Annotated in this window: 27 protein-coding genes; 5 read left to right on the forward strand and 22 right to left on the reverse strand. The window is 39.6% G+C overall.

Going from position 1 to position 25,708, the window contains the following annotated elements; genetic code table 11:
• Nucleotides 1-21: 21 nt before the first annotated feature.
• On the reverse strand, nt 22-972 hold the full coding sequence (locus ACMGGO_RS13605; protein WP_305193788.1) for a stalk domain-containing protein: 951 nt from the start codon (nt 970-972) through the stop codon (nt 22-24).
• Between the two features lie 216 nt (nt 973-1,188).
• Complete coding sequence (locus tag ACMGGO_RS13610) at nt 1,189-2,958, reverse strand: glycerophosphodiester phosphodiesterase (RefSeq protein ID WP_259419078.1); 1,770 nt, start codon at nt 2,956-2,958, stop codon at nt 1,189-1,191.
• Nucleotides 2,959-3,170: 212 nt separating this feature from the next.
• Here ACMGGO_RS13610 and ACMGGO_RS13615 point away from each other — a divergent pair, with 212 nt between their 5' ends.
• Nucleotides 3,171-3,380, forward strand: a complete 210-nt coding sequence (locus ACMGGO_RS13615) for a hypothetical protein (RefSeq protein WP_048390417.1) — start codon at nt 3,171-3,173, stop codon at nt 3,378-3,380.
• A gap of 34 nt (nt 3,381-3,414) precedes the next feature.
• Here ACMGGO_RS13615 and ACMGGO_RS13620 read toward each other — a convergent pair whose 3' ends face one another.
• The 9 genes from ACMGGO_RS13620 to ACMGGO_RS13660 form a co-directional block, all read right to left on the reverse strand.
• Nucleotides 3,415-4,980 carry an amidohydrolase gene (locus ACMGGO_RS13620; RefSeq protein WP_319840221.1) on the reverse strand — a complete coding sequence of 522 codons (1,566 nt, stop codon included), beginning with the start codon at nt 4,978-4,980 and terminating at the stop codon, nt 3,415-3,417.
• An 18-nt stretch (nt 4,981-4,998) separates the two neighbouring features.
• Entirely contained in the window at nt 4,999-5,550 is a 552-nt protein-coding gene (locus tag ACMGGO_RS13625) for a biotin transporter BioY (RefSeq protein WP_259419080.1), read from the reverse strand.
• A gap of 141 nt (nt 5,551-5,691) precedes the next feature.
• Nucleotides 5,692-6,354, reverse strand: coding sequence for a TIGR04104 family putative zinc finger protein (locus tag ACMGGO_RS13630; protein ID WP_374805980.1), 663 nt, complete (start codon nt 6,352-6,354; stop codon nt 5,692-5,694).
• The gene (locus tag ACMGGO_RS13635; RefSeq protein ID WP_004229035.1) at nt 6,341-6,859 is read right to left on the reverse strand and encodes a sigma-70 family RNA polymerase sigma factor; all 519 of its coding nucleotides are present in this window, start codon (nt 6,857-6,859) and stop codon (nt 6,341-6,343) included. Before ACMGGO_RS13635 ends, ACMGGO_RS13630 begins: the two co-directional genes overlap by 14 nt.
• Nucleotides 6,860-6,962: 103 nt before the next feature.
• Nucleotides 6,963-7,718: an ABC transporter ATP-binding protein gene (locus ACMGGO_RS13640; protein WP_374805981.1), complete on the reverse strand. Its 756-nt coding sequence runs from the start codon at nt 7,716-7,718 to the stop codon at nt 6,963-6,965.
• A gap of 5 nt (nt 7,719-7,723) precedes the next feature.
• Nucleotides 7,724-10,042, reverse strand: coding sequence for an ABC transporter permease (locus tag ACMGGO_RS13645; RefSeq protein WP_374805982.1), 2,319 nt, complete (start codon nt 10,040-10,042; stop codon nt 7,724-7,726).
• Nucleotides 10,043-10,098: 56 nt separating this feature from the next.
• Entirely contained in the window at nt 10,099-10,749 is a 651-nt protein-coding gene (locus tag ACMGGO_RS13650; protein WP_048390403.1) for a TetR/AcrR family transcriptional regulator, read from the reverse strand.
• Nucleotides 10,750-10,868: 119 nt separating this feature from the next.
• Nucleotides 10,869-11,090, reverse strand: coding sequence for a helix-turn-helix domain-containing protein (locus ACMGGO_RS13655; RefSeq protein ID WP_004229042.1), 222 nt, complete (start codon nt 11,088-11,090; stop codon nt 10,869-10,871).
• A 10-nt stretch (nt 11,091-11,100) separates the two neighbouring features.
• Nucleotides 11,101-11,571, reverse strand: a complete 471-nt coding sequence (locus tag ACMGGO_RS13660) for a DUF2975 domain-containing protein (protein ID WP_374805984.1) — start codon at nt 11,569-11,571, stop codon at nt 11,101-11,103.
• Nucleotides 11,572-11,736: 165 nt separating this feature from the next.
• Here ACMGGO_RS13660 and ACMGGO_RS13665 point away from each other — a divergent pair, with 165 nt between their 5' ends.
• The gene (locus ACMGGO_RS13665; protein ID WP_374805985.1) at nt 11,737-12,285 is read left to right on the forward strand and encodes a GNAT family N-acetyltransferase; all 549 of its coding nucleotides are present in this window, start codon (nt 11,737-11,739) and stop codon (nt 12,283-12,285) included.
• Between the two features lie 51 nt (nt 12,286-12,336).
• Here the strand turns inward: ACMGGO_RS13665 and ACMGGO_RS13670 are convergent, their stop codons facing one another.
• The 3 genes from ACMGGO_RS13670 to ACMGGO_RS13680 form a co-directional block, all read right to left on the reverse strand.
• Nucleotides 12,337-13,785, reverse strand: coding sequence for a tetratricopeptide repeat-containing diguanylate cyclase (locus ACMGGO_RS13670; protein ID WP_066037457.1), 1,449 nt, complete (start codon nt 13,783-13,785; stop codon nt 12,337-12,339).
• 221 nt (nt 13,786-14,006) lie between these two features.
• Entirely contained in the window at nt 14,007-15,197 is a 1,191-nt protein-coding gene (locus ACMGGO_RS13675) for a hypothetical protein (protein ID WP_374805986.1), read from the reverse strand.
• Nucleotides 15,190-15,696, reverse strand: coding sequence for a sigma-70 family RNA polymerase sigma factor (locus ACMGGO_RS13680; protein WP_048390395.1), 507 nt, complete (start codon nt 15,694-15,696; stop codon nt 15,190-15,192). The genes ACMGGO_RS13675 and ACMGGO_RS13680 overlap by 8 nt, the downstream gene beginning before the upstream one ends.
• 123 nt (nt 15,697-15,819) lie before the next feature.
• Here ACMGGO_RS13680 and ACMGGO_RS13685 point away from each other — a divergent pair, with 123 nt between their 5' ends.
• Together ACMGGO_RS13685 and ACMGGO_RS13690 are read left to right on the forward strand one after the other, a co-directional pair.
• Complete coding sequence (locus ACMGGO_RS13685; protein ID WP_048390393.1) at nt 15,820-16,245, forward strand: MerR family transcriptional regulator; 426 nt, start codon at nt 15,820-15,822, stop codon at nt 16,243-16,245.
• Nucleotides 16,246-16,599 carry a DUF4260 domain-containing protein gene (locus ACMGGO_RS13690; protein WP_259948861.1) on the forward strand — a complete coding sequence of 118 codons (354 nt, stop codon included), beginning with the start codon at nt 16,246-16,248 and terminating at the stop codon, nt 16,597-16,599.
• Between the two features lie 262 nt (nt 16,600-16,861).
• Here ACMGGO_RS13690 and ACMGGO_RS13695 read toward each other — a convergent pair whose 3' ends face one another.
• The 8 genes from ACMGGO_RS13695 to ACMGGO_RS13730 all read right to left on the reverse strand — a co-directional run bounded on the left by ACMGGO_RS13695 (nt 16,862) and on the right by ACMGGO_RS13730 (nt 24,465).
• Nucleotides 16,862-18,637, reverse strand: a complete 1,776-nt coding sequence (locus ACMGGO_RS13695) for a cation:proton antiporter (protein WP_054550908.1) — start codon at nt 18,635-18,637, stop codon at nt 16,862-16,864.
• A gap of 103 nt (nt 18,638-18,740) precedes the next feature.
• Nucleotides 18,741-18,956, reverse strand: a complete 216-nt coding sequence (locus ACMGGO_RS13700) for a hypothetical protein (RefSeq protein ID WP_048390387.1) — start codon at nt 18,954-18,956, stop codon at nt 18,741-18,743.
• 107 nt (nt 18,957-19,063) lie between these two features.
• A complete protein-coding gene (locus ACMGGO_RS13705; RefSeq protein ID WP_004229062.1) occupies nt 19,064-19,285 on the reverse strand; it encodes a hypothetical protein in 222 nt (73 codons plus the stop codon).
• Between the two features lie 9 nt (nt 19,286-19,294).
• Nucleotides 19,295-20,365: a LolA family protein gene (locus tag ACMGGO_RS13710; protein ID WP_281216618.1), complete on the reverse strand. Its 1,071-nt coding sequence runs from the start codon at nt 20,363-20,365 to the stop codon at nt 19,295-19,297.
• A complete protein-coding gene (locus ACMGGO_RS13715; protein ID WP_333879876.1) occupies nt 20,365-21,813 on the reverse strand; it encodes a HAMP domain-containing sensor histidine kinase in 1,449 nt (482 codons plus the stop codon). The genes ACMGGO_RS13710 and ACMGGO_RS13715 overlap by 1 nt, the downstream gene beginning before the upstream one ends.
• The gene (locus tag ACMGGO_RS13720) at nt 21,810-22,508 is read right to left on the reverse strand and encodes a response regulator transcription factor (protein ID WP_259948848.1); all 699 of its coding nucleotides are present in this window, start codon (nt 22,506-22,508) and stop codon (nt 21,810-21,812) included. Before ACMGGO_RS13720 ends, ACMGGO_RS13715 begins: the two co-directional genes overlap by 4 nt.
• Before the next feature lie 304 nt (nt 22,509-22,812).
• Nucleotides 22,813-23,829, reverse strand: coding sequence for an inorganic phosphate transporter (locus ACMGGO_RS13725; RefSeq protein WP_004229076.1), 1,017 nt, complete (start codon nt 23,827-23,829; stop codon nt 22,813-22,815).
• Between the two features lie 15 nt (nt 23,830-23,844).
• On the reverse strand, nt 23,845-24,465 hold the full coding sequence (locus ACMGGO_RS13730) for a DUF47 domain-containing protein (RefSeq protein ID WP_004229078.1): 621 nt from the start codon (nt 24,463-24,465) through the stop codon (nt 23,845-23,847).
• A 390-nt stretch (nt 24,466-24,855) separates the two neighbouring features.
• Between ACMGGO_RS13730 and ACMGGO_RS13735 the strand changes: the two genes are divergently transcribed.
• The gene (locus ACMGGO_RS13735) at nt 24,856-25,620 is read left to right on the forward strand and encodes a sulfite exporter TauE/SafE family protein (protein WP_420281958.1); all 765 of its coding nucleotides are present in this window, start codon (nt 24,856-24,858) and stop codon (nt 25,618-25,620) included.
• The last annotated feature ends 88 nt before the right edge of the window (nt 25,621-25,708 follow it).

Consider the following 25,708-nt stretch of genomic DNA (forward strand, 5'->3'; position numbering starts at 1 on the left):
CCATAAAGGGAGATGACGAGATTATTTTGTTAATTCCTCTACAAATTCAACAGGTACGTATGTTTTGCCAGATTCTAATAAAGCAGGGGCTACTTTAAATTGGCGAAGCGCTTTATTATAACCATATTCTTTTTGACCTCGCGTAATTGTATACGAAAGGGCTCCTTTTGAAACAATGGCACCTTTTGGCGTTACTTCTACTTTAAAGCCTAGCTTTTCAGCGATTAAGCGTAGCGGCACCATTTTTGTCCCATCTACTTCGTAAAAGTCTTTATTGATAATTTCTTGAACCGCTGAATCAACTGGAGCTGGTTCTGGTGTTGGAACTGGATCCACTTCAACAGGCTCTTCCTTCTCAATTGTATCTAATACTATCACTTTTGATGGCGGTGTTTGAGCAGGGATGCTCATCGTTGCGATTGTGTAGAACACCACTAAATGTTGCTCTTTTAAATCGTCCACTTTCACAGCTTTGCCAGTAGCACTTGCTAGCTTCGTGTCTTCCCCAACATTTAACTTGAGGTTATTTTCAGTATCCACTAAATCTTTATTGAAGAAATCCACTTCCACGCTACCCATTTCTTCTGTTTCTACAATGATTACTTCTGGGTTGTATTGTGGTGGATAAATCGCAAGCATCGGCTTCTTGGCATATGAGTAAGCTGACACCTTATCTCCTTTTTGAAGCTTGGCTTCTTTTCCCATATTGTCAAAAACTAATGAGTCTTTATTGGCAATCACAATATTTGTATTGTCACCATCAACCACTGTATAGTATGTGGCATTTTCACGTACTTCTACGTTTTCAACTGTACCTGTCACTTTAATAAAAATAGACTGCACTTGTTGCTCCGAAGTTTCTGCGTTAATCACAGTAGCCTCTCCTTCGTTCGCTGATGCAGTTGGAGCTCCAATCGCGCCCCCTAATAATAATGCTGACATAGCAAATGGTACGACTTTCGTCATTTTCATACAAAAAGCATCTCCTTCATTTTCCCGAATTCAATAAAGTAGTCGTGTTCACACGAAAAAGGTTACAAACTGTCTCCATTTTTATGGCTAGAGCTTTGCTTCCTCATTTTGAGCGATAGCGATTTGCGAGCGACTTCTCTTGAATATTCGATTTACTAGATGGCGGTGCTTTGCTTTCGCGGATATTCGCTTCTTCGCAATTTTATTCTCCCCCGATCAAAAGATAAATCTCAGACGATTCAGGATGCGCTGTAAGAAATACTGGTTTTCGCTTTGCTGGGTTCTTAGCTCACGGGCGACGTCGGGGTGGTCAGTGATGACGCCGCTGACATTTTTTTCGATAAAAGTTTGCAGGGAGCGGTCGTCATTGAGTGTCCAAACAAATAAATCGGTCGGATGTTGCTTCAATTCTTCGATAAGCTGCTCCGTTACCCAGGATTCCTCCAATGCGATAAAATCAACATTTTCCTCCATCGGTCCAATATTGAGTGCATAGACAATACCGACTCGCAAATTCGGCACCAATTTTTTTAATTGCGTCATTTTCTGTCCATCAGCGGATTGCACATAATAGGAATCTAGCACCTTGTATTTTCGTAGCTTCTCTACTAATTTAGGTAAAACATCTTCTGTTTCTTGACCATGCACCTTTAATTCGATTAGAAGCGCCACATCTAACGCTTTGGCAATTTCAATACAATCATCTAATGAAGCAATTTTATCGCTAAAGCCATTTTGATGAATGGTTAACGTTTTTAGTTCGCTCAGGGTCATATTCGCAATAACACCATTTTTACCTGCTAACCTTCGTAATGTTCGATCATGGAAGACGACGAATTCCCCATCCACCGTTTGTTGAATGTCGATTTCAATTAAATCTGCCCCCGCATTGGCTGCACTCACCAATCCACTAATTGTATTTTCTACATTGCCTGCTACATAGCCGCGGTGGGCAATAATTTTGGTATCTGGCGCATAGACACTTTTCTCTAATGAATTGATATTCATCATACTTAATACGAGAAACACAATGCCACTGATCAATAGTAATGGCTTATAGTGCCGCTTCCGATGTGTAGTTCCGCTCACTTTTCCTATAACTAGCGTATTATACGTGATGGCGACCATAACTTGTGAAAACATCGCCTGTAATAAACTAAATAGCACCACAAAGACCATTTCTAAAAAGGCTAGTGTCAGCCCAGCCGTAACCAAGGCTGCACTTGGCATTAAACGTTCAATTAAATAGAGGGGAAACGTAGCGACCACTGTGATACCAAGCATCATCAACAGATGACCTGTTAAAAGCATAGCTAGTAGCACGACTAGTTCAAATAAACCACGCTTGGAAAATCGCCAGCTTTGCTTAAAAGAACGCAAAATAGAGATGTTCGGCTGGATTGTAAAGATAGGTAACGTTAAGATGCTTCGAATACCTATCATCACGATGATGCTTGCCACCGCAGCATATGCTAGCCTACCCGCTTGACTACTCATGATTTCTTCAGTTAGAAAATGTGGTAGGGAGATGGATTGAGTCAATGTAAGGGGTAGCATAAAGGAAGCTAGTGGCATTAATAGTGCTAAATAGACGATGAGAAATAGAACTTGCACACTAAAAAAATAGACAACCTTGCGATTTAATTGTTGCCATAAAGGAAGAAATCGGTAACGAAGTCCTCGTTGCTGATGAAAGGCCATGAGAAATAGAAAGCCCATCTCATAATATACAAATAATAAAAACAGCAAAATTAATAGACAAATCATTATCATCACAAAGGGATGCGTCACAAAGCTTTGCCAATTTTGCTCAGTAATATGTGTAAACCCTGTTACTCGTAGCATGAGCTTCAAAACGATAGAGGTTACAGGGATCATTAATAAAAACTGAAAGATTCTAATTAATGCAAAAACCTGTACATAATCGAATCGATAAACATAAATATTATGGACAGCCTGTCGCATTACTTGTCCTGCCTTGTGCACATACTCACCCCTATCATGCTGTTAAAATCGCTCACTACTAACGTATGTTTTGACTGCTATGACCCATTCCTCGAAGCCAATAAAATAGCACTCCTCTACACCAAAGTAGGCGTCAATTTTTGTATTAATCGTGACATTCACCATTTTTTTGAAACTTTTTAGCAGGCCACCCTGTATATAACTAGATACCCGCTACAGAAAGGAGCGCAAACATGAAATTCAACCTTGGTGATATCATTAGTACAACCGTTCTTTTATGTATGTTTCTAGCGATCTTTTTCGTAATGATCCATATGATCAAAAAAATGAAATCCACTGCCCCTGTGTCTCCTCCACCAACCATGCAACAGCAAGTAGAGGACTTATCAAAACGTGTGTCGACCCTAGAACAACAAGTAAAACAATTAACTGACAAACAATAGTCCCATAAAAAAATCGCTGGGAAGGATAACCTTCTCAGCGATTTTCATATACTATCTGACCATTCACAACCGTACATGCGACTTGAATGTATGGAAGCTGCTCCATCTCTACCGTAAAAACGTCTTCTTGTAAAATCGTAAAGTCTGCAGCAAAGCCTTCTGCAATTTTGCCACGCATCAATTGCTGTCCAATGATTTCAGCCGCTCCTACTGTATACAAACGGACTGCCTCAAATCGGGAAATTTTCTCATGAGGGTTATAGCCATCATGTGTTTCCCCAAAATTTCTTCTAGTGACAGCCGCATAAATACCATGCAACGGGTTTGGCACTTCAATTGGCGCATCACTGCCGCCTGCGACAATCAGCCCTCTGTCAAGAAGCGATTTTAAAGGATGTAAGCCCTGTGCGCGCTCCTCTCCAAGTCTCGATAGCTCTGCTTGGTATTCTCCCTGTACAAACTGCGGCTGCATATCCACTGCCACTGGTAATGCAGCTAGCTTGGCTAATAGTTCCTCATCGACTAAGCTACAGTGAATTACGCGATCAAGCTGACCTTCCTGAGGAGGATATGCCGCAAAAACGTCTAAAATCGTGTCGATTGCTAAATCCCCAATGGCATGCACGGCAACGGTTTGTCCATATTGACGCGCCAGCTGAACATAGCTTGTTAATTGCTCAGTTGTATGAATAAGCATCCCTGCATTGTCCGAATCATCGCAGTAAGGCTGACGTAGTGCAGCCGTACGACCTCCAAAGGCTCCATCAATAAAAATTTTCATCGCACCAAACTCCAAAAATGGTGAGGAAGCTAAATCCATCTTCGCAACCTCTTCAAAGACTGTATGATGCTGTAATACATGCACCTTAAAGGATTGCTGTGCCTCTACTATTTTGCGATAAGCCTGAATCGGCTGGCTTGGCGGTCCATAATAGCTTAAATCCTCTGAATGTCCCCCTACTAAACCATAGGATTGCAATGAGGTCACCGCCTTTGTCAGTGCATCCTCAATATACGCAGGTGTAATATGTGGCATCTGGTTAACAATTAAATACAAGGCAGCATCCTTTAGGATCCCTGTGAGCTGACCATCTACTTTGTCAATGACACCCCCCTCTGGCGAAGGAGTCCTATTTGTAATTCCTGCAAAAGCGAGTGCCTTGGAATTGGCTAGAATCAAATGATGACAGCTCCGTTTAATGATTAAATGAGCATCTCCAAGGGCATCTAGCTCTGCTAAGGTCGGAAAAACGGGCTCCTCAAATTGGTTTTCATTTAGTCCAATCGCAATGACCCATTCATGTGCTGACGCCTCAGCCATTCGCTCCTGAAGCTTCACAAGTAACGCCTCTTTACTCGTAACTGCCGATACATCAAGATGCTTGAGTTTTTCTCCGTAGCCAATAATATGTAAATGGCTGTCGACAAAGCCTGGATACATGATATTGCCCTCTAAATGTTGGATAGAAGCAGCTAGTGGCGACAAGCTCTCCACTGAGCCTGTCGCCACAATTTTTCCATCTTCAACAAGGACTGCATCCACTGTTTCACCAACCTGAGCCATCGTGTAAATCTTACCACCTGTCCATAATGTTGCCAAAACAATTCCTCCCATGTCCTATGCTATTGCTTCAATTAAGTGCGCTCTTTCTAAGCGACGTCGAACGATCACACCAATCCATGCTGCAAGTACCGCTTTGACGATACCAACCACGATAAATGGTGCAACACCACCCATAAAGGCAGCTGTCCATGTATAATCTGCTACAATTTTTAACCACACTGTCCCAAACGCTAATGTAACAATCATCCCAATGATATTCGCAATAATAGCTTGAGTAAATGTAATACCAAATTTATCTAAGTATAAGCCCATAATAAAGGCTGTGGCAAGGAAGCCTACAATATATCCACCTGTTGGACCAACTAAAATTCCTAGTCCACCTGACATACCGCTAAATACAGGTAAACCTGCTGCCCCTAGTAAAATATATAATAGAACAGATAACGTGCCTAATCTTGTCCCTAAAATCGTCACGATAATTCCAACCGCTAACGTTTGACCTGTAATCGGGATAAGTGGTAGTGGGATTGTTACCTGTGCTAAAACTGCGATTATTGCTGCCCCAAATGCTGCTAACACATATTGATATGTACTTCCTTTTTTCAATGTAAAAAGCCTCCCCTTGTGCGTTAACTAATAATAAAAATAAGTTAACACAAAGATAAAGCAAATGAAAACCATTGTCAATCTATTTTAGAATAAAAAAAGAAATTGCTAGATTAGCCTAGCAATTTCTTGCCAAAATCATTACCATAAAGGTTCATTCATCGGGTCTTTCTCTTGTAGCTTAAACACATATGGCGCAATTTGATAATGGTAGAAGAACATGCCCACTAAAAAGAAAATGAGACCGATAACAAAATGATGGAAAACATGCTGTAGCATAATCAGCAGTGGCACTGGCATCGTCATTACACCACTGATTTGCATGGATTTTTTTGTGCGATATTGTTTTTGTCCACAATGAGGGCACACAATTTCACTATTTTTGCGATATAATTTACGTGCATCCTTCTCAGACCAACTCTCCCCACATTCAATACAAACAGGTAAACCATACCCCTTTTTCAATAGATAGCATTTGACAATAAATGTAGCGCCTATAAAAATGCTCAGTAAAATCATTCCTCTTACATAATCCGAAGCAAATAGTGACCACCAATGCCAATTATCGGACTGTAGGCTAGCCGCCTGATGGCCTGAACCCTGTTGCCCCTTCTGTTGTGTCAGGATATAGCTAAAACCGATAACAAAAATAGTAAAGGTTGCGAACACGATGCGATACGTCCATTGACCATCTGCTTTACGTTGAACTTTTCGTCGTGCTTTTTCCGCGATTACTTGTTTGCGCTGCTGTGAGAGCTTGACATCTTGTAGCTCCTTTAATAGTTCCTCTTTAAATTGATTCATGGCGTAGCACCTCCCAATCAAAGTCACCCATTGCTGTTGCTAATTGTTTACGAGCTCGCTGTAATCTTGTGCGAATCGTTGCTTCTGGACAGTGTACAAGCTGTGCAATTTCCACTGTCGACATCTCCTCAAAATAATACAAAATCAAGACCTCTCGATAGGCAACTGATAATGTAAACAATGCCTCTACCAGCTCTTTTTTTACAGTTTTCTCTAGCATCTCCTTTTCAGGTGTCATAGCTGTTGTGCGCCCCGTGATCTTTTCAAACAATGTCAGTCGTTTACTTTTCCAACTTCGTAAATAATCGTGACTTCGATTAACCGTCATTTTCACTAAATATGTACGTAAGGATGCTTCCTGACGAAACTGTCCCTGCTTTTGATAAAAGGCGATGAACACATCCTGCACGATGTCCTCCGCCGTTGCCTTATTTTTTACATATAGATAAGCGACCTTTAGTAAGTAATCACCGTGCTCCTCGATTATCTGTTCAATAGCCATCATTGCCCTCACCTACTTTCTACACTACTGACGGTCGCCATAACGAATGCGATTCATTTTATCAAAAAAAATCCGTAATTTTTAAATCATTACGGATTTCTTCAAGCTAAATACCTATTTTTTGCATAGTAGAGACAACTTTGAGCATTCGATCGTCTAAATCGGCGCCTGTGAATCGAGGCAATCTCAATTCATTCACGATAGCACCATCAGACATAAAAAGGATACGCTCTGTTCTTGCGGCAATCTTTGGATCATGGGTCACAAGCATCACCGTTGTGCCTTCACTATTGATGGAGGCTAATAAATCCATGATTTCCTGAGCAGACGTTGAATTCAATGCGCCTGTGGGTTCATCTCCAAAGATCACCTGCGGGTTGCTAATCAAGGCCCGGCAGATGCCTGCCCGTTGAAGCTGCCCACCAGACACTTGTGTAATATCTCGCTTTGCCAAGTCTGCAATCCCCATTTTGTTCATGATCTGTAGTGCCCTTTCTGTCAAGGCCCTGACATTTTTTCGCTCATCACGCATCGCAGGTAACAGGATATTATCGAGGATATTTAAGCTTTTTAGAAAGGTCGGCTGCTGAAAGACAAAGCCCATTTTCGTTCTACGCAAATCAGCCAGTTCTTTGTCACTTAATGTCGTTAAGTCCATTCCATCAAAGATGACCAGACCTTGATCAATACTGTCCATTCCGCTAAGGGCATACAACAGTGTCGATTTACCACAGCCTGATGGGCCCATGATGGAAATAAACTCCCCTTGATTGATGGCAACTGATACATCCAGTAAAACGGGATGCTGTTCTTTGCCTACCTGAAACGTCTTTGCTATTTGCTCACCACTTACGATATTCATAGGTTCTACTCCTTTATATGCTCAATAATTTTTACCTGCCCTGCCCTTGACGTACCAAATAGCGTAGCTAGCAGAACAACGCTTGTAAGCGCTAGTGGGCAAAAAACATACGCTGCTAGTGGATTAATCATAAAATCAAAGGAAGCCGCCCCGAATGAGGCAATGACCGTACTAGTTAAATATTCACCTAACGTGTTTGCGAGCAACGTCCCCATCGAGATAGCAAGCAGTAATACAAAAATCGAACGTGCAGCATATTGTGTAGCTATATCGACATTCGTGAATCCCAATGCCTTCATGATAGCGATGGGCGCTTGATCCTTCGCAATCAGCATATTCATAAATAATAATGTCACGAGCACACACAGCAATAAGGCAATGACGAGTGCTGCACGAGCTGCCTTTTCGATGGCATGAATCGTCGTACCAAAAGTTTGATAAATATAATCATCAATACCTGACACTTTGGCAAATGAGAAGGTTTTTGCATATTCCGCCCTTTTATCTGCAACAAGAGATGGATCTGCCATCGTACTATAGACGACACTCCACATGCTATCCGTAGAATGGTCAGAGAAAGCTGCCTTCGCAGTCTTGCCTCCATTGGTAATATCTGAATAAATACCGCTGATCCTCAAATTTTTCTTCTGTCCATTAATGACCACTGCTAAACTATCGCCAACCTTTTTTTGAAGCTCCTCTGCATTGAGCACCGAAAGTGCCACTTCATTAGGAGCAACCGGAGCCTCTCCGTGTGCATATTCTAAGGGAAAAATCGTATGGTCACCCAGCTCTATTTTTAGGTTTTGCGCTGTTCCGTCCTCGGCAATCGTTGTGAATTTTTTTGTTGTCAAAACAGTGTAATTCTTAATGGCTGTGTCATGCTCAAGCCTATCCATCACCGCTGCCACCTGTTGTTCATTTTGCTTGCCTTGTGGGATATCAATTCGGATGTCACTGTTCCCAATACCCATATACGTAATAAAGCTTTTAGCTGCAATTGTGTTGTGTAAGTTTTGAGGGACGATGATAATAAATGTTGCCAATACTAATACTGCAAGCATTGTCGCATAAAGTGTTTTTCGTGATAGCACATCCTTTATGCCAAGGAAAAGATTAATCGGTAGCCTTTTATTGGCGCTGAGGTTCAATAATTTTGCATGTTGCCCTTTTCCTTGCATTGTGCCAAAGCGCAGAGCCTGCGTGGCTGATAGCTTGCGAAACTGTTTCAGTACCGATTGTACATAGCCCATAATCACGATAAACACGAGCAACAACCCCAAACCTGTGAACAACCAAATGAGTGAAACATTGTCCGTTTCTCCCATGAACAGACGGATATTTTCTAATAGAATATCTCGAAGGAAGAAGGAACAGGCAAAACCGAGCATACAACCAATCACAGCTATAACGCCATATTTGGCTAGATACATTTTCTGAATATCTGCCACTCGTAGGCCAATTGCTTTCATCACACCGATTTCTCGAGTATCCTCTTCAATTTTAGTGAGCAATGTAAATCGAATACACATAAACGCAATAGCGACTACAAGGACACTGATGAGCAAGATAACAGCAATCATAAGCCCATCTGATATGGCATTCAGCATTTGAAAAAGCTTATAGGTAATGGTTGGTCCATTTGCTTCTAACCCTGCACTTGTATAGGCTTCTTCAAAATTCTTCAAATCCGCCAAATTTTTCAAACGAAACTCAATTAAATATTCAACTGTTCCCGCTTCCTGGATTGCTGCATAATCTTGTTCACTGACAAGAAAGCGTTTGGAGGAAGCCAGCATTGAGTTCATCTGTGAATCCCTTAGAAATCCTGCTATTGTAAAGGTTTGATCATGAACGATGACAGTATCCCCCAAGTCAGCGATGCCGTCCTTCCAATAGCTTACAGGTACATAAATATCACCATTTGCCACTTCAATCACATGACCATCAAGATCAAGTAAATAATCAAATTTCTCACTTTGTGTGCTGAAACCATTGTCCTGCACACTATGTGCCAAGGTGGTACCCGCAATATTGATCTTCGAGCCCTCCACATTTAAAAATTCATTCATTTGATATTCATCTACATATTTATTTTGCTCTGCAAATTCAGAAAGCCGCACTTGATCGATTTCCCCTGCATGCATCTGAAGAAAATGAGACGTTTCTGCTTGTTTCATCAGTGTGTCAATTGCGCTTGTCAAATGGACCATAAGTACTGCTGATAGTGTGACAAGTAAAGCTGCTACCGCCACAAATAGCATGGTCATACCTGTAATTAGCTTACTATTTGCCATATCATTTCGCACAATTTTCCAATACATAAGTCACCTCTTTGTATATTGTTAATCGCCATCAAATCTAACAAGACCTAAAATATTTAGTTCGGACTGCCTTCTCCTTTATTTCCAAACATTCGCATCATATACAATAAGCTACCACTTTCCACCCCTAGCATTCGTTCAATATTAAAAATTAATGCCGGAATACGAGCAGCTCTTTCCTCATCTGTCATCAACACGAGATCATCATCGAATACCGTATTGGTATAAGCGATAATCATTTCCATACACTCATAGGGATAAGGCGTTTGGTAAATACCTTGCTCAATGCCCTCCCGAATAATGGCAGTAAGGATTGGTGGCACTTGATTGATGACCACTTGCTGTATTTTACGGTGCATCAAGGCATTTTGCGGTCTATGAACATGCTCCATCATTTCCTGTCCACCCTGTTCATTTTGCATATTCAATGCCATGACAACGCGCAATATCCGCTCATTTACAGCTATAGTCTTGTCTGCTGCAACGGTTTTCGCCTTTGCGAGCATTGTGCTTGTATAACGCTCAATGAGCGCATCCATAATGTCTTCCTTAGATTTAAAGTGATAATAGAGGGTGCCTCGAGCAATGCCTACTTTTTCCAAAATATTACTCGTACTAGTGCCATCAAATCCCTTCTGTGCAAATAATTCATCCGCTGCATCTAATATTTCATTTCTGCGTTCTTCCGCTTTTTTTATTTCTCTCATAAGACAACTCCTTACAATTGACCGACTGCCTGTCGATATATCTTTTCTTTATCCTAGCATAGGACTACTTCTGTTGGCAATAATTTCTACAAAAAAAAGAATCTGCTTTACGCAGATCCTTATTTTTGTAGTTCCTCGTTCTTTCGATATTCCAAAATATCGCCAGGCTGGCAATCCAATGCCTCACAAATAGCCTCTAATGTTGAAAAGCGGATGGCTTTGGCCTTGCCGTTTTTTAAAATCGAAAGGTTCGCCATCGTGATGCCAACTTTTTCTGAAAGCTCTGTAACACTCATTTTTCGTTTCGCCAGCATTACATCAATGTTAATGATCATTGCCATAGTATTCACCTCAAACCGTTAGATCATTTTCTGATTTGATATCGATGGCATTTTTTAGAAGCTTTTGCAGCACAGCAGCAAATACTGCCACGACAAAGGAAGCAAAAATAATGACCATTCCGATAAGGATAAGACCTGGGGCATCGTCTACTTCCGCAGCATAGTATATCAGTGGCATGCCAACCACGTAAACACTACTAATAATAATTGCACAATATTTGATCTTGATTAAAGCTTTGACAGACAGCTCTGAAAATGCAATGTTTTGGTCAATATAGCTTAATAGTTTGATCGTCGTAAATAGCGCAACAAAATAAGCAATAGCCGTTGCATAGACGCCAATTAAAGCAACAATGGTTAAAATGGGAGAATGCTCCACTGTATTCAAAGCAATACGAGGCACCACCCATACACATAAGGCAAGAACGGGTATACCTATTAGAAAAACAGCTATCTTTAAAAAGAGCGTTTCTCGTTTCATCTTACGCACCTCTTTTATTTATTCTCCTGTTTAATTTATCATATAATTTATCGTTTTTCAATAAATTTTTATTCCAATTCAAGATACTTTATAACACCCATTATTTGGTTTACTTTACTTTTTATTGTGCTATAATCAATCCAACCATTGAAAAGGGGGTATTCGATGATTTATTCGCCATCCGAAAAGACGATAGAAACGACACGTTTAATACTTCGACTTTTTACGCAAGCAGATGCACAGGAAGTAAGTGTTTTATGTAACAATTATGCGATCTATAAAAGCACATTGAGTTTACCTTATCCTTATACATTAGAATGTGCATTATCATGGATTTCCACGCATCAACAAAACTTTGAGGAAAATCGAAGTTACGAATTTGCGATAACAGACAAACAAAGTGGACAATTATATGGAGCGATAGGACTGTCAAATCAATCCCAACATCAAAGAGGAGAAATCGCTTATTGGATTGGAGAGCCCTATTGGGGTAATGGCTACGGAACAGAAGCTGCTCAAGCGATGATTGAATTTGCCTTTCAGGAGAAACAGTATCATCGTATTTATGCCCGGTATTTCCATTCCAATCCCGCCTCTGGGAAAATTATGGAGAAATGTGGCATGCGCTATGAGGGAACATTAAAGGATCATATTTATAAAAACGGTACTTTTGAAGATATTGTGTTTTATGGCTTGCTTAATCCATCACACTAGCAACACGTTTACGAAAGAGGCACTTCCCTCGTAGATATGCCTCTCTCTCTTTTAAATACCATTTCCCACATCGCAATAATGATTATAGTGCGTAATTTGGTTGCGGCCGTTACGCTTTGATTTATAGAGCGCTTCATCCGCATGCTGGATAAGCTCTTCTACTTTCTGAATTTTGCCATGATCATTCGTACTGACACCAATACTAAATTCCAACTGAACCGTTTGATTATTCACTGTTAGTGACAGTGCCGTTAAGGTTTGATACAGGTTGTCAGCCAATGTTTGCACCGATTCACCTTCCTTTACTTGACTCAACACAATGAATTCATCCCCACCAAAACGGGCAACAATGGACTCAAAGGGCTGAAAATAATCCTGTAAGGTTTTGGCTGTATTCGTCAAAGCATCATCGCCAAATAAATGGCCATTCATGTCATTGATTTCTTTAAAATGGTCTAAATCCACCATCATCAAGGCCAATTGCTGATGATTTTCAGTCGCCTTTTCGACCATCTTTTTGGCCTGTTCATCAAAATAGCGACGATTGTAAATATTCGTCAGAGGATCAATATAGGCATTTTTTTCAAACTGCTTCTTATGATCGTTATATTCCATTTCAAACAATACATGTGAATAGTTTTCACGCTGGATTTCTAACAAAATATTTATATATTCCTTTTGTATCGCACATAATACAATTTTATTGCCTTGCTCCTCAATTAGCTTCACTAAAGAATTATAAATTAGTTGAAGTAGAGAAAGGTCATTGTTTTGTAAAGCATAATGCTTTGTCTTTTGATATAAATCTATGGCCTCACTTATACGTCCCTGTCTTTCACACAGGAAGGCATAGGCATTGAGTACCTCAAGTTGTACTTTCGAATAGGGTGGATGATGAATCGTTGCCATTAATTCTTGTAATATCGTATTGGCTTCCTCAAATTCTTCAAGCCAAATAAGTGCAACAGCTAGGTTTGTCTTCGGATGGATAATCCCTGTATAAGGCTCTTTATGCTTCATTTCAAACGCATTCGCATAATATAAACTCTTTAAGGCAAATTCCTTAGCTGTTCGATAGCTTCCCATGGATATTTCTAAGTCGCTCAGATTGTTATAGATTTTCCCCATGCTCTCCACGTGCTGGATTGCTTCTGCAATTTTTAAGCCTTTCAGCATCAACTCTTCTGATTTCTTTAAATGACCAAATGTTCCCCAATAAATGGCTGCTAAATTGTAATATTGAATTACATCAATATCGTTGCCATGTTGAAAGGTTAACTCACGATATTGTTCAAGGACACTTATAGAAAGCTGTAAATCACCCGTTTGAAAATAACTGGCACAGCTATAACGTAATAGAAGGATAGCCTTATCATACATTTCAAGCTTAATGGCACTTTCAATTGCGGCACTACTTATTTCTATATATTCTAAAAAACGATCCGCATTATATAACTCATTAAGCGTAATCCATAGTTCTTCAAATTCTTGTGCGTTCATACCGCCCCTCCTTTTCTTCATCCTTACTTCTTTAATACTACCTTTGACCTTAAAATATTACAATTCTTTGGACTCATTTATTTTTTCGACATTAAGTAATTCAGCCTAATAAAGAAAATCACTGTGTATTTTTTCCTACATTCAATTAAAGGTTATTTTAACATGGTACTTTCACTATAATTTTCCCCTAAACAAAAAACAAGCCTCTTTCAAGAGACTTGTTAAGATTCTTCTATGCCTAGGATGGCTATTAATGCCTTCGCTCTGTTGGCACTAAGGTGAATTTCTCCGCTTCCAGCCTTTTGGAGATAAATTGAACCGCCATAGCCCTTCCACATTTCAATACGGACGCCTTCTACTTCAAATGAATATTCGGGTGGCCTTTTCATATAATTTGCGGGCTGCCAAGGGATATCCTGTAAAAACTGAGCGACCTCTTTGTCATTTTCTAGCTCAAGCTTTTTTGTAATGGTTTGCTCTAGCTTTTCCAGTTTAGATAATAAACCATAATTTCTTACGACCCCGTTTTCCTCTATACTGCCTGTTCCCATAGAAGTTAAAGTAATATAATCCCCCTGCTTGACAGGAAAATCATCCAGCACAGGATACCAATTGGCCTGTTCATATTTTTCAGCAAGCTGTTCTTCCGTCATATGATCAAGGTCCTCGGGAATCACTCCTTCAATAAATAAGAAAACATTCGATTCAACCTCTGCAACTGTTCCAACCATTGAAGAGCCATGTGAACTGGTCCGTATGACGATGTTATGCTCCTCTTGAAAGGCTGTTGCCTGATCAGTAGAATGCGCTTGGAAATATCGTTTGGCATCAATATTGGCTACTTCTTGGTAAGCATAAAAAGTTGGATATTTTTCTTTATAGAAGGCATATAGCTTTGTTCGCGTTGTATACATCGGCAGTAGGGGCTCGAGATATGTTTCAACATACTGTTTCGGTGCTAATCCCTGAAATAGTGCCTCGTATTCAGATGCTTGATAAAGCATTTCCAACTGTTCTACCTGCTTCTTTCTCTCCTCCTCTAACTCTGCCTTAGAATAATCAATTCCTAATGATTTCGCAAAATAGTAGGCGGCAACGAGCTTCTCATACGATAGATAGGCTTCCTCTTTATAAAATTCCTGCTCTTTCCCTGGCCACATTAGCCGATTAATACGTTCGAAATGCTCAAGCTGTCTTTCATGAAATAGTGAGGTTGTTTGCTCTGTTTCGTTCGTAAGAAGCTGCACCATCATAAACCCCACCACACAAAGTGTCAGTAGGATAGTTAATAGAGTGAAACGAAATGGCTTCCTTCTATTGATAGACTGTTGTAGTACTTGTTTTTTGACTCGTTCTTTGCTTGCTGTCATATCACCAGCGACTTTGAGTAATTCCTTCTGTATCTCATTCATGTCTAAGCACCTCCCATTCCTCCTGCTTTAGATGAGGCTTTAATGCTTCTCTTGCCCGCTTCAGTCTTGTTTTCACCGTATTCTCCGCAATGCCAAGTAGCTGGGCAATATCACGAATTTTCATTTCTTCAAAATAATAAAGGATAATAGGCTCCCGATAGGTAAGTGAAAGCTTTAAAATAGCTGCCCCAATGTGAGACCGTTCCTCTGCTGCCACGAGTTCATCTCGTTGTCTATTCCCCTGAATAGGAAATATTTTTTCTTGTAATAGTAATTTCTTATAATGCCAGCTTTTTAAATAATCCTTGCTTTGATTAATCGTTAAAGTGGATAAATACGCACGCAACTGCCCGCGTTCTTCATAACCACGCTGAGAAAATTTAATAAAGACCTCTTGCACAATATCCTCTGCGGTTTGTCGGTTTTTTACATAAAAATAGGCGAGACGTAATAAATGTGCTGCATGTTCTTCGATCATTTCCTCAAGTATGCCGTCCACCTCCCCTTCTTACACTATAAACGACTGCCACTGAATGACCGTTTCATTTTTTTAAATTTTTTCCTCAAGCACCTTGACCTTGGAGCATACTCCAATGTTAGGATGAATTTAGGAGGTACTTACATGAAAATTAAACAATTCGCTGAGAAATTTCAATTAACAACTGATACCGTTCGCTACTATGAAAAAGAGGGACTCTTACAGCCGCAAAAACAAGACAATGGCTACCGTGTGTATGATGCCATGTGTGAACATACAATGAAATTTATTATCGTTTTACGTCAGCTAGGCTTTACGCTTCAAGAAATTAAACATTTACTGACACTCGAACAAAAGCCTATTTCAACAGCATGTAATGAAGAAACGGTACAGCTATTTTCCACAAAGATTGCCCAAATTGAGCAGCAACTACGATTCTATCAGCATGCGCTTCATTCGTTACAACTGACAAAAACATTAATGGCTGACGGACAATTTGAAGAAAATCAAGAAAAAATTGCCTTACTCATTGAGGATATGTATCAAAATTTACTGGAAGGTCGTGGTTAAATGTCACTACGTAAAATCATCTCAATCGAATATATCCTTGCTTTCATCATCACAGCTTCTTTCTATGGTCATCTAAATTTTCCTTGGCTTTATTTTATTGTGTTTTTATTGTTCCCAGACATCACCATGGTTGGCTATCTCATCAATACAAAAATAGGCGCTCTTTTCTATAATACGGGGCATAGTTTTGTGCTACCTGCCATGTTGATGGTGATTGGTTTACTAACGACTACATCAATACCTCTGATGGCTGCCCTGATTTGGCTCGCACATATTTTCTTAGATCGCGCACTTGGCTATGGTTTAAAATATGATGACGCTTTTAAGAAGACACATTTACAGCAGATTGCGTAATGAGGAGGAAAGTATGACTAGCCATTTAACACTGCGATTTTTAGTAGAAATGGGTTAGAAAAATCTCCTAATTAAATGCTCTCTTGGGGTAGGATTACCATTATTCATCATCGGAATATAGAGTTGCTCTCTTTAAGCTAGCTGTTCTTGTTTTGTATAAAACAGGCAGAACACTAATTCCAAGCATGGTCATTTTCAGTCAACTAGTCTCCTTTCTCTTGCATCAAAAAACCAGCCGCCCTGCACAAACAGGTGGCTGGTTTTAGCGAATTAAACTAATAATAGTATGTGGTTCATGTTTTATATCGTCATATTTATTGACCATATCCAACACGATAGCTCCATCCTGTGTTATAGCATACACCCAGACGGCATGAGGATTTTGTTCTACATAATCCTTCCATGTAAATACTTCTGTAATTTTCGTTTGACGAAGTTGTGCACCTTGCTCTATCAGTTCATTGAGCTGATGAATATCATGCTGTGCATCGACAAGAAGCTGTCCCCCGTACTTCCTTGAGTAATTTTTAGGGTCTGTAGAATGTAAAGCCGTTTGAAAAATATTGAGACGCCCTAATTCTGGAACAAAGTCTGCACAAACAAGGACATTATAGGCGTCCTGCTTTGTTGCTACAATTAGTTGATCATATGGGGTTAAATCAACATAAAACTCAGTATGCTCGCTTAAAATATCACCTGTTTCCGTCTTAATACCATTTTGTCGAGCAGCAGATAAATCTTCCCATGCACGATCCATCATCAACACATCAATCCCGTTATTTTGCAGGGACGTTGCAAGCTGTGTTGTAAATGGAGAAGCGCCTACAATCACAATACCTTTCCCAGTGGAAGCTTGTAGATCTAATTTTTTCGCAAGCCAGCCAATGCTAAAGCCATGGGCAACCACTGTCGCAAAAACAAGTGCTAATGTGAGCGCTGTTAATAATTGTGCACTTTGAAAACCTACGTCTTGTAGTGCCGTTGTAAAGTAACCTGAAACGGTTAATGCTACAATCCCTCTCGGTGCAATCCACCCAATTAAGGCCCGTTCTTCCAATGTTAAGCCCGTATTAATGGTTGCAATCCAAATTGATAACGGTCTAACAATAAACATCATTGCTAGCACGAATAGTAGCATACGCCAATCAACGATTTGCCATAACGTATCGATGGTTAAAGACGACGTCAGCATAATAAAGACACTTGAAATTAAAATAACCGAAATATTTTCTTTAAAATGCAACAGCTCATGATGGCTTGTTAAATGCATATTTGCCATCACAAGCCCCATCACTGTCACAGCCAGTAAGCCCGTCTCGTGCATGATGGCATCGCTTAGGGCAAAAACAAGTAAAATAGTAGCAAGTAACAAAGGTGATTTCAAAAACTCTGGAATTAAACCACGCTCCAAGCATTGCCCCATTACATAACCGACGACCCCTCCTAACAGGGCGGCTAAAAAGGCGGAAACAAAGAAAACGGTAAGAGATGTCCCACCTTCTAAATGATATATACCCAAAACGACCTGATACGCAAATAGCGCTAACAATGCGCCAAAAGGATCTACAACGATGCCTTCCCACTTTAAGATAGCTGCTGGTCGCTCCTTCAATTTTGCTTGTCTCAATAAAGGCAAAATAACGGTTGGACCTGTCACAATAAATAATCCACCAATGACAAAAGAGACTGGCCATGATAGCCCTGCAACAAAATGCGCGGCAGTAGAGCCTGCAATCCAAGCGATGGCTGCCCCTACTGTGGAAATACGCAATATGGACTTCTTAAAGCCACGTATTTCTCGAAAATCAAGGCTTAAGCTTCCTTCAAATAATATAACGGCAACTGCCAGAGAAATAATGGTATGAAAAATAGGGCCAAATGTCTCTTTTGGAGACACTAACCCTGTAAATGGACCAATAATTAGCCCAGCGATACTCATAATGACAATGGCAGGCATGCGAAAACGCCATGCTAACCACTGTGAAAACAAACCGATAAAAATAATAAAAGGTAACTGAAATAGTAAATTATCAAACATATGTACCACCTACAATATCCTAGGATGAATGTATATTCCCTCATTTTAGAAAGACTAAACCTGTTACCTTACATTATGTACGTATTGTGCCAAAATTATCACTTTACCTCATCATGACCATAAACGTAATCACATTATAAAGCGCTGGTGCAACCAAAGCGAAAGCTAAACATACCACTGCAGCCCATTTTGTGTTCTTAATACCACGATCATCGCCTGTCTTTAGATGATGAAAATAAGTTAATGTGAAATAAAAGCATAAAATCATAAACAAGGGGAAAATGAGTTGTTGAGCAAAGCCATGTAGAAATGTAGCCATTGAAGAAACCTCCTATTATATCCTCTTTATATAAATATTGTAATGTACTAACTCTATTTCTACCATAAAAAAGCAGGATCCTCCACTCTGATCCTGCTCCTAATTATTTAGATGAATCTTTTTAACAATGATTCATATAGACCCACCATTAACAATCCAATTAATATTGGAATGAGGGATGTAAAACTGAAATAAAAGCCTACATCCTGATATTGTCCCGTAAAGTGAAATTGTAGCCAAGACACCTCATATGTTTCTCCTACCCCATATAAGAAAATAGTGGTAAATAAAAATAATGCCAGACATTTTAGTCCTTGCGCTTTTTTCATAGTATCACCTCATTGTACAACGGTCATTTGTTGCGCATAGCTTAAAAGATCCTCAACTGTTAATTCTGGATTTTGTCCAACCATACTATATTGGTAGCCGTTTTCTTGCCAAGCAAGGGAACGGAAATTTTCACCATCCATAACAGTGCCTTTTTGTCCTCGAATATCTATTTCTTTTTCATTTAAAATGGGACCAATATCTGCAACACTAGCATCTGCTTTAAAAATCGTGATAAAAAAGGCTAGCTCTCCATCTAAAACATAATCGAAAGAGTATTCTGGTCGTTCCTCTATCCCTTTAACCATGGATATGTTGTCTAACGTTAGACCATTTACTTCTGGTACTAATAAAAACTTTTCAAGCTGCTGCTTTACGTCGTCCAATGAAACGGAATCAGAAGTATCCTGTCCACTAATTTCCTGAATCGTTACATCCTTTGGTAGATCTAGTGTAAATTGTTGAGCATCTATTTTTCCACCAAAATTAATCTTAGAATATTCAGTGAGCATATGAGTCCCTGCACTATCTGTCTTCATTTTTAATGTCAGCCAAGTTTTTTTGTCAATCCATGCTTCGATATCGCCAAATAACGATTCCGTATTCTTCGTTTTTGCGACGATTTTATAGGTATCTCTACCTGCAACCTTCTCTTCTCCTGCTATCTTAATATCATGCGTATCTTTAACCATATTAAAAATAAGCTGTACCTGATCTTTAGGTGATTGCAAGCTGTCTAATTCAGGTTGTGAATAATCCATTGTGTAGGCTGTCTTTTCAGTGACATCATAGCTAATCACTTTAGCATCATTTTTAACTGTGATAACATGTTCACCATTATCGCCTGTCATTTCTATCCGTCTATTGCTATCCTTGACCCATTCCTTCACTTGAGCTTTACCACCTAGCTCTCCCATATCTAACGTATATTCGCCATAATAAGTGAGTGGCTCTTTCGATTCTTGAAGGGCTTGGTCGATAATTTCCTGAGGTGTATAAGTTGCCTCTGAATTACAGCCCACCAAGCTAAATGTCATAACAGCAATTAAGCCTGCTGCTCGGCAAGATCTTTTCCAATTCATCATTCATTTACTCCTTTATAAGGTGGTAGCCAGCAAATTACTGCTGTTCCAATGTTCTCTCTAGAAAGCAGTTCGACAGTACCCCCATGTTTTTCAATAATTTGTTTTGTAATATTTAAGCCTAGTCCTGTTCCTCGTTCACCAGCCTTTGATCTCGCATAATCTGCTTGATACATTGGCTCGAATAATTTTACAATGTCCTGTTGTGGTATGCCTCTTCCGTGATTTTGCACAATTATATACATGCCTTCTTGCTTGTTTAAAGCAGACTTCAAGAAATCAAAGCCCCATTCGGGATCATTTCCAGCATTGACTGCCGCTAAGCCTATTGTTGTCCCCTTTTCCCCATAACGCCAGGCGTTGCTCAATAAATTATCAATGACACGCTGAAGTTGTTTAGGATGCACAGCATAGAGTCCATCCACGGCACAGAAGACTTTTAATGTAAATCCTTCTTCCTCACATAACGGTTCATAGTCAGACAAGGCCATGTCAAAAAATTCTTCTCCATCCACAGCAATGAGCTCTAATGTATAGTTCGTTGATTGAAGTAAGGTAAACATCATTAAATCCTCTAGCATATGCTTCATCCGATCTGCCTTCGTAACGATGACCTGCTGATATTCTGCCACCTGCTGTTCTGATAAGCCTTTATTTTGTAAAGATTCCGCATAGGCTTGGATGGCTGTAAGGGGTGTTTTCAAATCATGGGAAATACTTGCAATCATCATTTCTTTTTGCTGTTGTTCCGCTTTTAAGGAAGCCCGAGTCTTTTCAATTTCATCCTGCATCGCCTCAAATGTTTTGGCGAGTGCCCCAATCTCATCTTTTCTTACGCTTAGAGTTGATTTAACATGCTGACCTTTCGCAAAATGACGCATGTGCTGCATCAGTTCACCTAATGGCCGATTCAGTTTCCGATGAAGCAACAAGATGACAGTTAAATAAATGATAAGAAACAACAGGATCGTGCTTGCGATGACAAGCCATGAACGCTTTTCTACACCCTTTACCCAATCTGTTCGTATTAATTGAATTTCATAGATGCCAAGCAAATCACCTTTTAGATATACAGGCTCCTTGTATGTAAAGGCGTTGTATGCTTGCTGTAAATCATATAAACCATTTAACATGCGCTCTTTCCCTACATAGCCCGTTAGCAAAGGGTTGGAGGAATATAAAACATAGCCAGATTTCGTATAGAGGGTAATCGCCAGCTTCTCATTGGTAAGTTCCTCTATCTCCTCAAAATCGGCATTTTTTTGATAAAGCACTGGATTGTCAACGACATCTTTTACCTGATTTAGCTCTGTCCACTTGTCAAAGTACTCCGCCACATTTTTATCTTGGTAATAAGCATTAATCCACACATAAAGGCTATAAGCTCCTACTATGGGTATGACCATTACAATAAAAAACATAATTAGTAACCACGCTTTTATTTTCATAATGGTTCACCAATAAAACGGTAGCCCTTACCCCACACAGTTTGAATGAAATTTGGGTTTTTCACAGAATCCTTGAGCTTTTCGCGCAGTGCCTTGATATGCACTGTGACAGTATGAGTGTCCTCTAACGTTGCTTGCTGCCAAATATGCTGATACAGTTCTTCTTTTGTAAAGGTTTGATTCGGATTTTTAGCTAGCAGCCTAACAAGGGCAAACTCCTTTTGAGTTAATGCAATTTCTTGCTGATAAACACATACTATTTGTCGTTGCCAATCTATTGTTAATCCATTCGCATAGGCAGTATGCTCTTCTATCACGTCTTGCTTGTGGTAGCGTCGCCAGCGTCTAAGATGAGAGGCAACTCGTGCCTTTAATTCTTCTAAGCTAAATGGTTTAGCGATATAATCGTCTGCCCCCTGCAAGCCCTCCACCTTATCCGCATCTTCCTTGCGGGCACTCATCATTAGGATTGGCACATCACTCTCCCAACGGATATTTTGACAAACCGTTAACCCATCCATTTCTGGCAGCATCCAATCCACTAGCACTAAATCGAAAGGTTGCGTTTGAAAATCTTCCAGTCCCTCAAGGCCCGTAGTAGCCCATGTCACACAATAGCCCTCCTGTTCTAGCGTATCCTTCACAATGCGCCCAATCGCTGTATCATCCTCAATCAGTAGTAATTTTTCCTTCATCATTTTCCTCCTGCATTCACCTTACTACGGAAAAAACGATTTTCTCCGAACTTTACACTTTCTTTATAATTACCTTAGAGCGTATCCGCACTTTATACAAGGGGAGGAGGCTACCGATTTCATCGAAGCAGTTTTCTTCCTGCCCGGGCTATCCGCCACTTTTGTGGGGCTATCCTTCACTTTGCCGCTCCTATCCACTACTTTAACCAGGCTATCCTTCAGCTTTACCGGTTCTATCCGCTACATCCTTCATTTTTATCCCATTAAAAAAGGAATGCACTGTGATTGTGCATTCCTTAGCGAACTAGAAAAATAAACTTAGAATATAGTAAATCAATGCTGCCATGACAGCAGAGATTGGCATCGTGATGACCCATGTTGTAACGATTTTACGTGCCATCCCCCATTTAACGCCTTTAACACGGTGTGCTGTTCCGACACCCATGATGGATGAAGAAATAACATGTGTTGTAGAAACTGGTAAATGGATTAATGTGGCACCAAAGATAATCGATGCAGAAGCTAAGTCTGCCGCTACCCCATTTACTGGGCGGATTTTCATGATTTTACCGCCAACCGTTTTGATAATTTTATAGCCTCCGACAGATGTACCAAGACCCATCGCAGTTGCTGCAGCAAAACGTACCCAGAAAGGAATATCATCTCCTTGGTGTAGGCCGCCGGCGATTAGCGCCAAGGTAATAATACCCATTGCCTTCTGCGCATCATTTGTCCCGTGTGTAAAGGATTGTAAGGCTGCTGTCCCAATTTGCATTGTACGGAAGCCTTTATTCGTTCGATATAAATTCATATCTTTGAAGATGACTTTTAATAATGTCATCATCAGGAAACCAGCTGCGAACGCTAGTAATGGTGAAAAAATAAGTGCTTGAAGAATTTTAATAAACCCAGCATAGTTCAAAATATCAAATCCTGCTGCGGCAATAGCTGCCCCTGCAACAGAACCTATTAATGTATGAGAAGAACTTGATGGAATCCCAAAATACCATGTTAATAAATTCCATGTAATGGCAGATAATAAGGCTGCTAAAATAACAACAGAACCTGTAATATCGCCATCATAGGCATTTAAAGAAAATGGGTCCACAATATCTTTTGTTAGGGCTTTGGCTACCCCAACGAATGTAATCGCTCCGACGAAGTTCATTACTGCTGCCATATAAACCGCAGTACGTGGCTTTAAGGCACGGGTCGATACAGAGGTAGCAATCGCATTGGCTGTATCATGGAAGCCGTTAATAAAGTCGAACACAAGTGCGAAAATAACGACTAATATGGTGATTAATAAGATCGTATCCATTTCGTACACTCCATCTTATGCATTACGCATAATTATTGTTTCAATTGTGTTTGCTACTGTTTGACAGCTGTCCGCAATGTCTTCAAATTGCTCATAAATATCCTTGAAAACAATCAAACGCATTGGGTCTTTTTCTTGGATGAATAATTGCTTCATTGAAGAACGGAAAATTTCATCACATTCACGTTCATTGTCCTTAATTTGAATAGCATGTTTACGCATTTCCACAAGCTTTTTACTATTTAACAGTTCCATGGCTTGTACCATTTCGTCCGTGCTTTTCGCAATATATGTGAGGAATTGACGCATTGGCTCTGTTACTTCTGTTAGGTTGTACATATTGAAGTGCGCAATACAGCCTTCCATTCCATCAATCACATCATCTAATTTATTGGCTAATGCTAAAATATCTTCACGCTCAATTGGCGTCATAAAGGATTTATTCAGCATAACGATTAGCTCATGGATTAATTTATCGCCACTTGTTTCGTATTGCTTCATTGTATCTGCAATTTCTTTTAGCGCATCTATATCTTGAATACGGGCATTATGAGCATAATAGATACCCTCATTCACGTTTTTCGCGATTTTTAATAGTGACTGAAAAAATGGATCTTGCTTATTTGAGTTGAACATCCTGTTCCTCCTGTTGAAAAAATATTGTCAATTTCTGAACCATCATAACAAAACATTTACACAATTCTACAAAATTTTAAACACTAAGATGTTGATTTTACAAAACTGTAATATAAAATTTGCCACATTTATTTTTAAGCTATTTCGCAAGTTGTAAACGTTGGAAATCAAATATTAAAAATCACTATTTTTCTTTAAAAATGACCATTTTTTCTTTTATTTTTATAAAAATACTTGAAATAAACTTTTTTCTGCTTATTTGTTTGTCTTGTGAAATGTTAAGGAATTGTAAACGAAATTTACATGAAAATGCTGGAATTTTCATTGTTATTTTTTGACTTCCGCAGTACGCTATGTTAAAACGCAATGAGGAAAGATGGGAGTATATTTATGGATATTGATTTACTTTCACTCACAATATTATTACTACTTGCTTTTATCGCATCTTTTTTAAATGCGATTGTTGGAGGTGGTGGGCTCATCTCCTTACCTGCATTAATGGCTGTTGGTTTACCTCCAAGTACAGCCATTGCCACAAATAAACTGGCCAATACCATTAGTAATGGTACAAGTATGCTAACTTTTTTACGTGCAGGTAAAGTTGATATCAAGAAAATCGGAAAAATCCTCCCCTTTATCTTTGTAGGGTCTTTACTCGGTGCCTTTACTGTCCATCTTGTGTCCACTGCTATTTTAAAACCACTTATGCTTGTTATGCTCGTCCTTGTAGCTGCTTATACAATGTTTAAAAAAGATTGGGGACAGCAATATCAAGAGCGTGTACTTAGTACAGCCAAACATTTAGCCTATATAGGTGCATTTGCGGCTATTGGCTTTTACGATGGCTTTTTTGGACCAGGTACGGGTTCATTTTTTATTTTTATTCTATTAATGATGGGCTATGATTTTCTCCAAGCTGCTGGTAATGCGAAAGCTTTTAATTTCACCTCAAATTTAGCGGCATTAATCATGTTTTTAGTTTTAGGAGAAGTTCATTTTCTCTATGGTTTTTCGATGGGCTTTGTCATGATCTTTGGGGCAATCCTTGGATCCAAATTTGCGCTGAAGCGTGGAACGAGCATGATGCGTGTCATCTTTATTGTCATGACATGTTTATTGATTTTGAAAAATGCCTTGGATTATTTCTTTCATTGAGACCGCCAATTTTCAGTCAATTGACAAAAAATATTAGCGTGCTATAATACTTTTGGGCTTCACCGCATTGAAGCGCAGAAGTATTTAT

Source organism: Lysinibacillus sp. BNK-21 (assembly GCF_048684915.1).
Taxonomy (GTDB): Bacteria; Bacillota; Bacilli; order Bacillales_A; family Planococcaceae; genus Lysinibacillus; species Lysinibacillus capsici.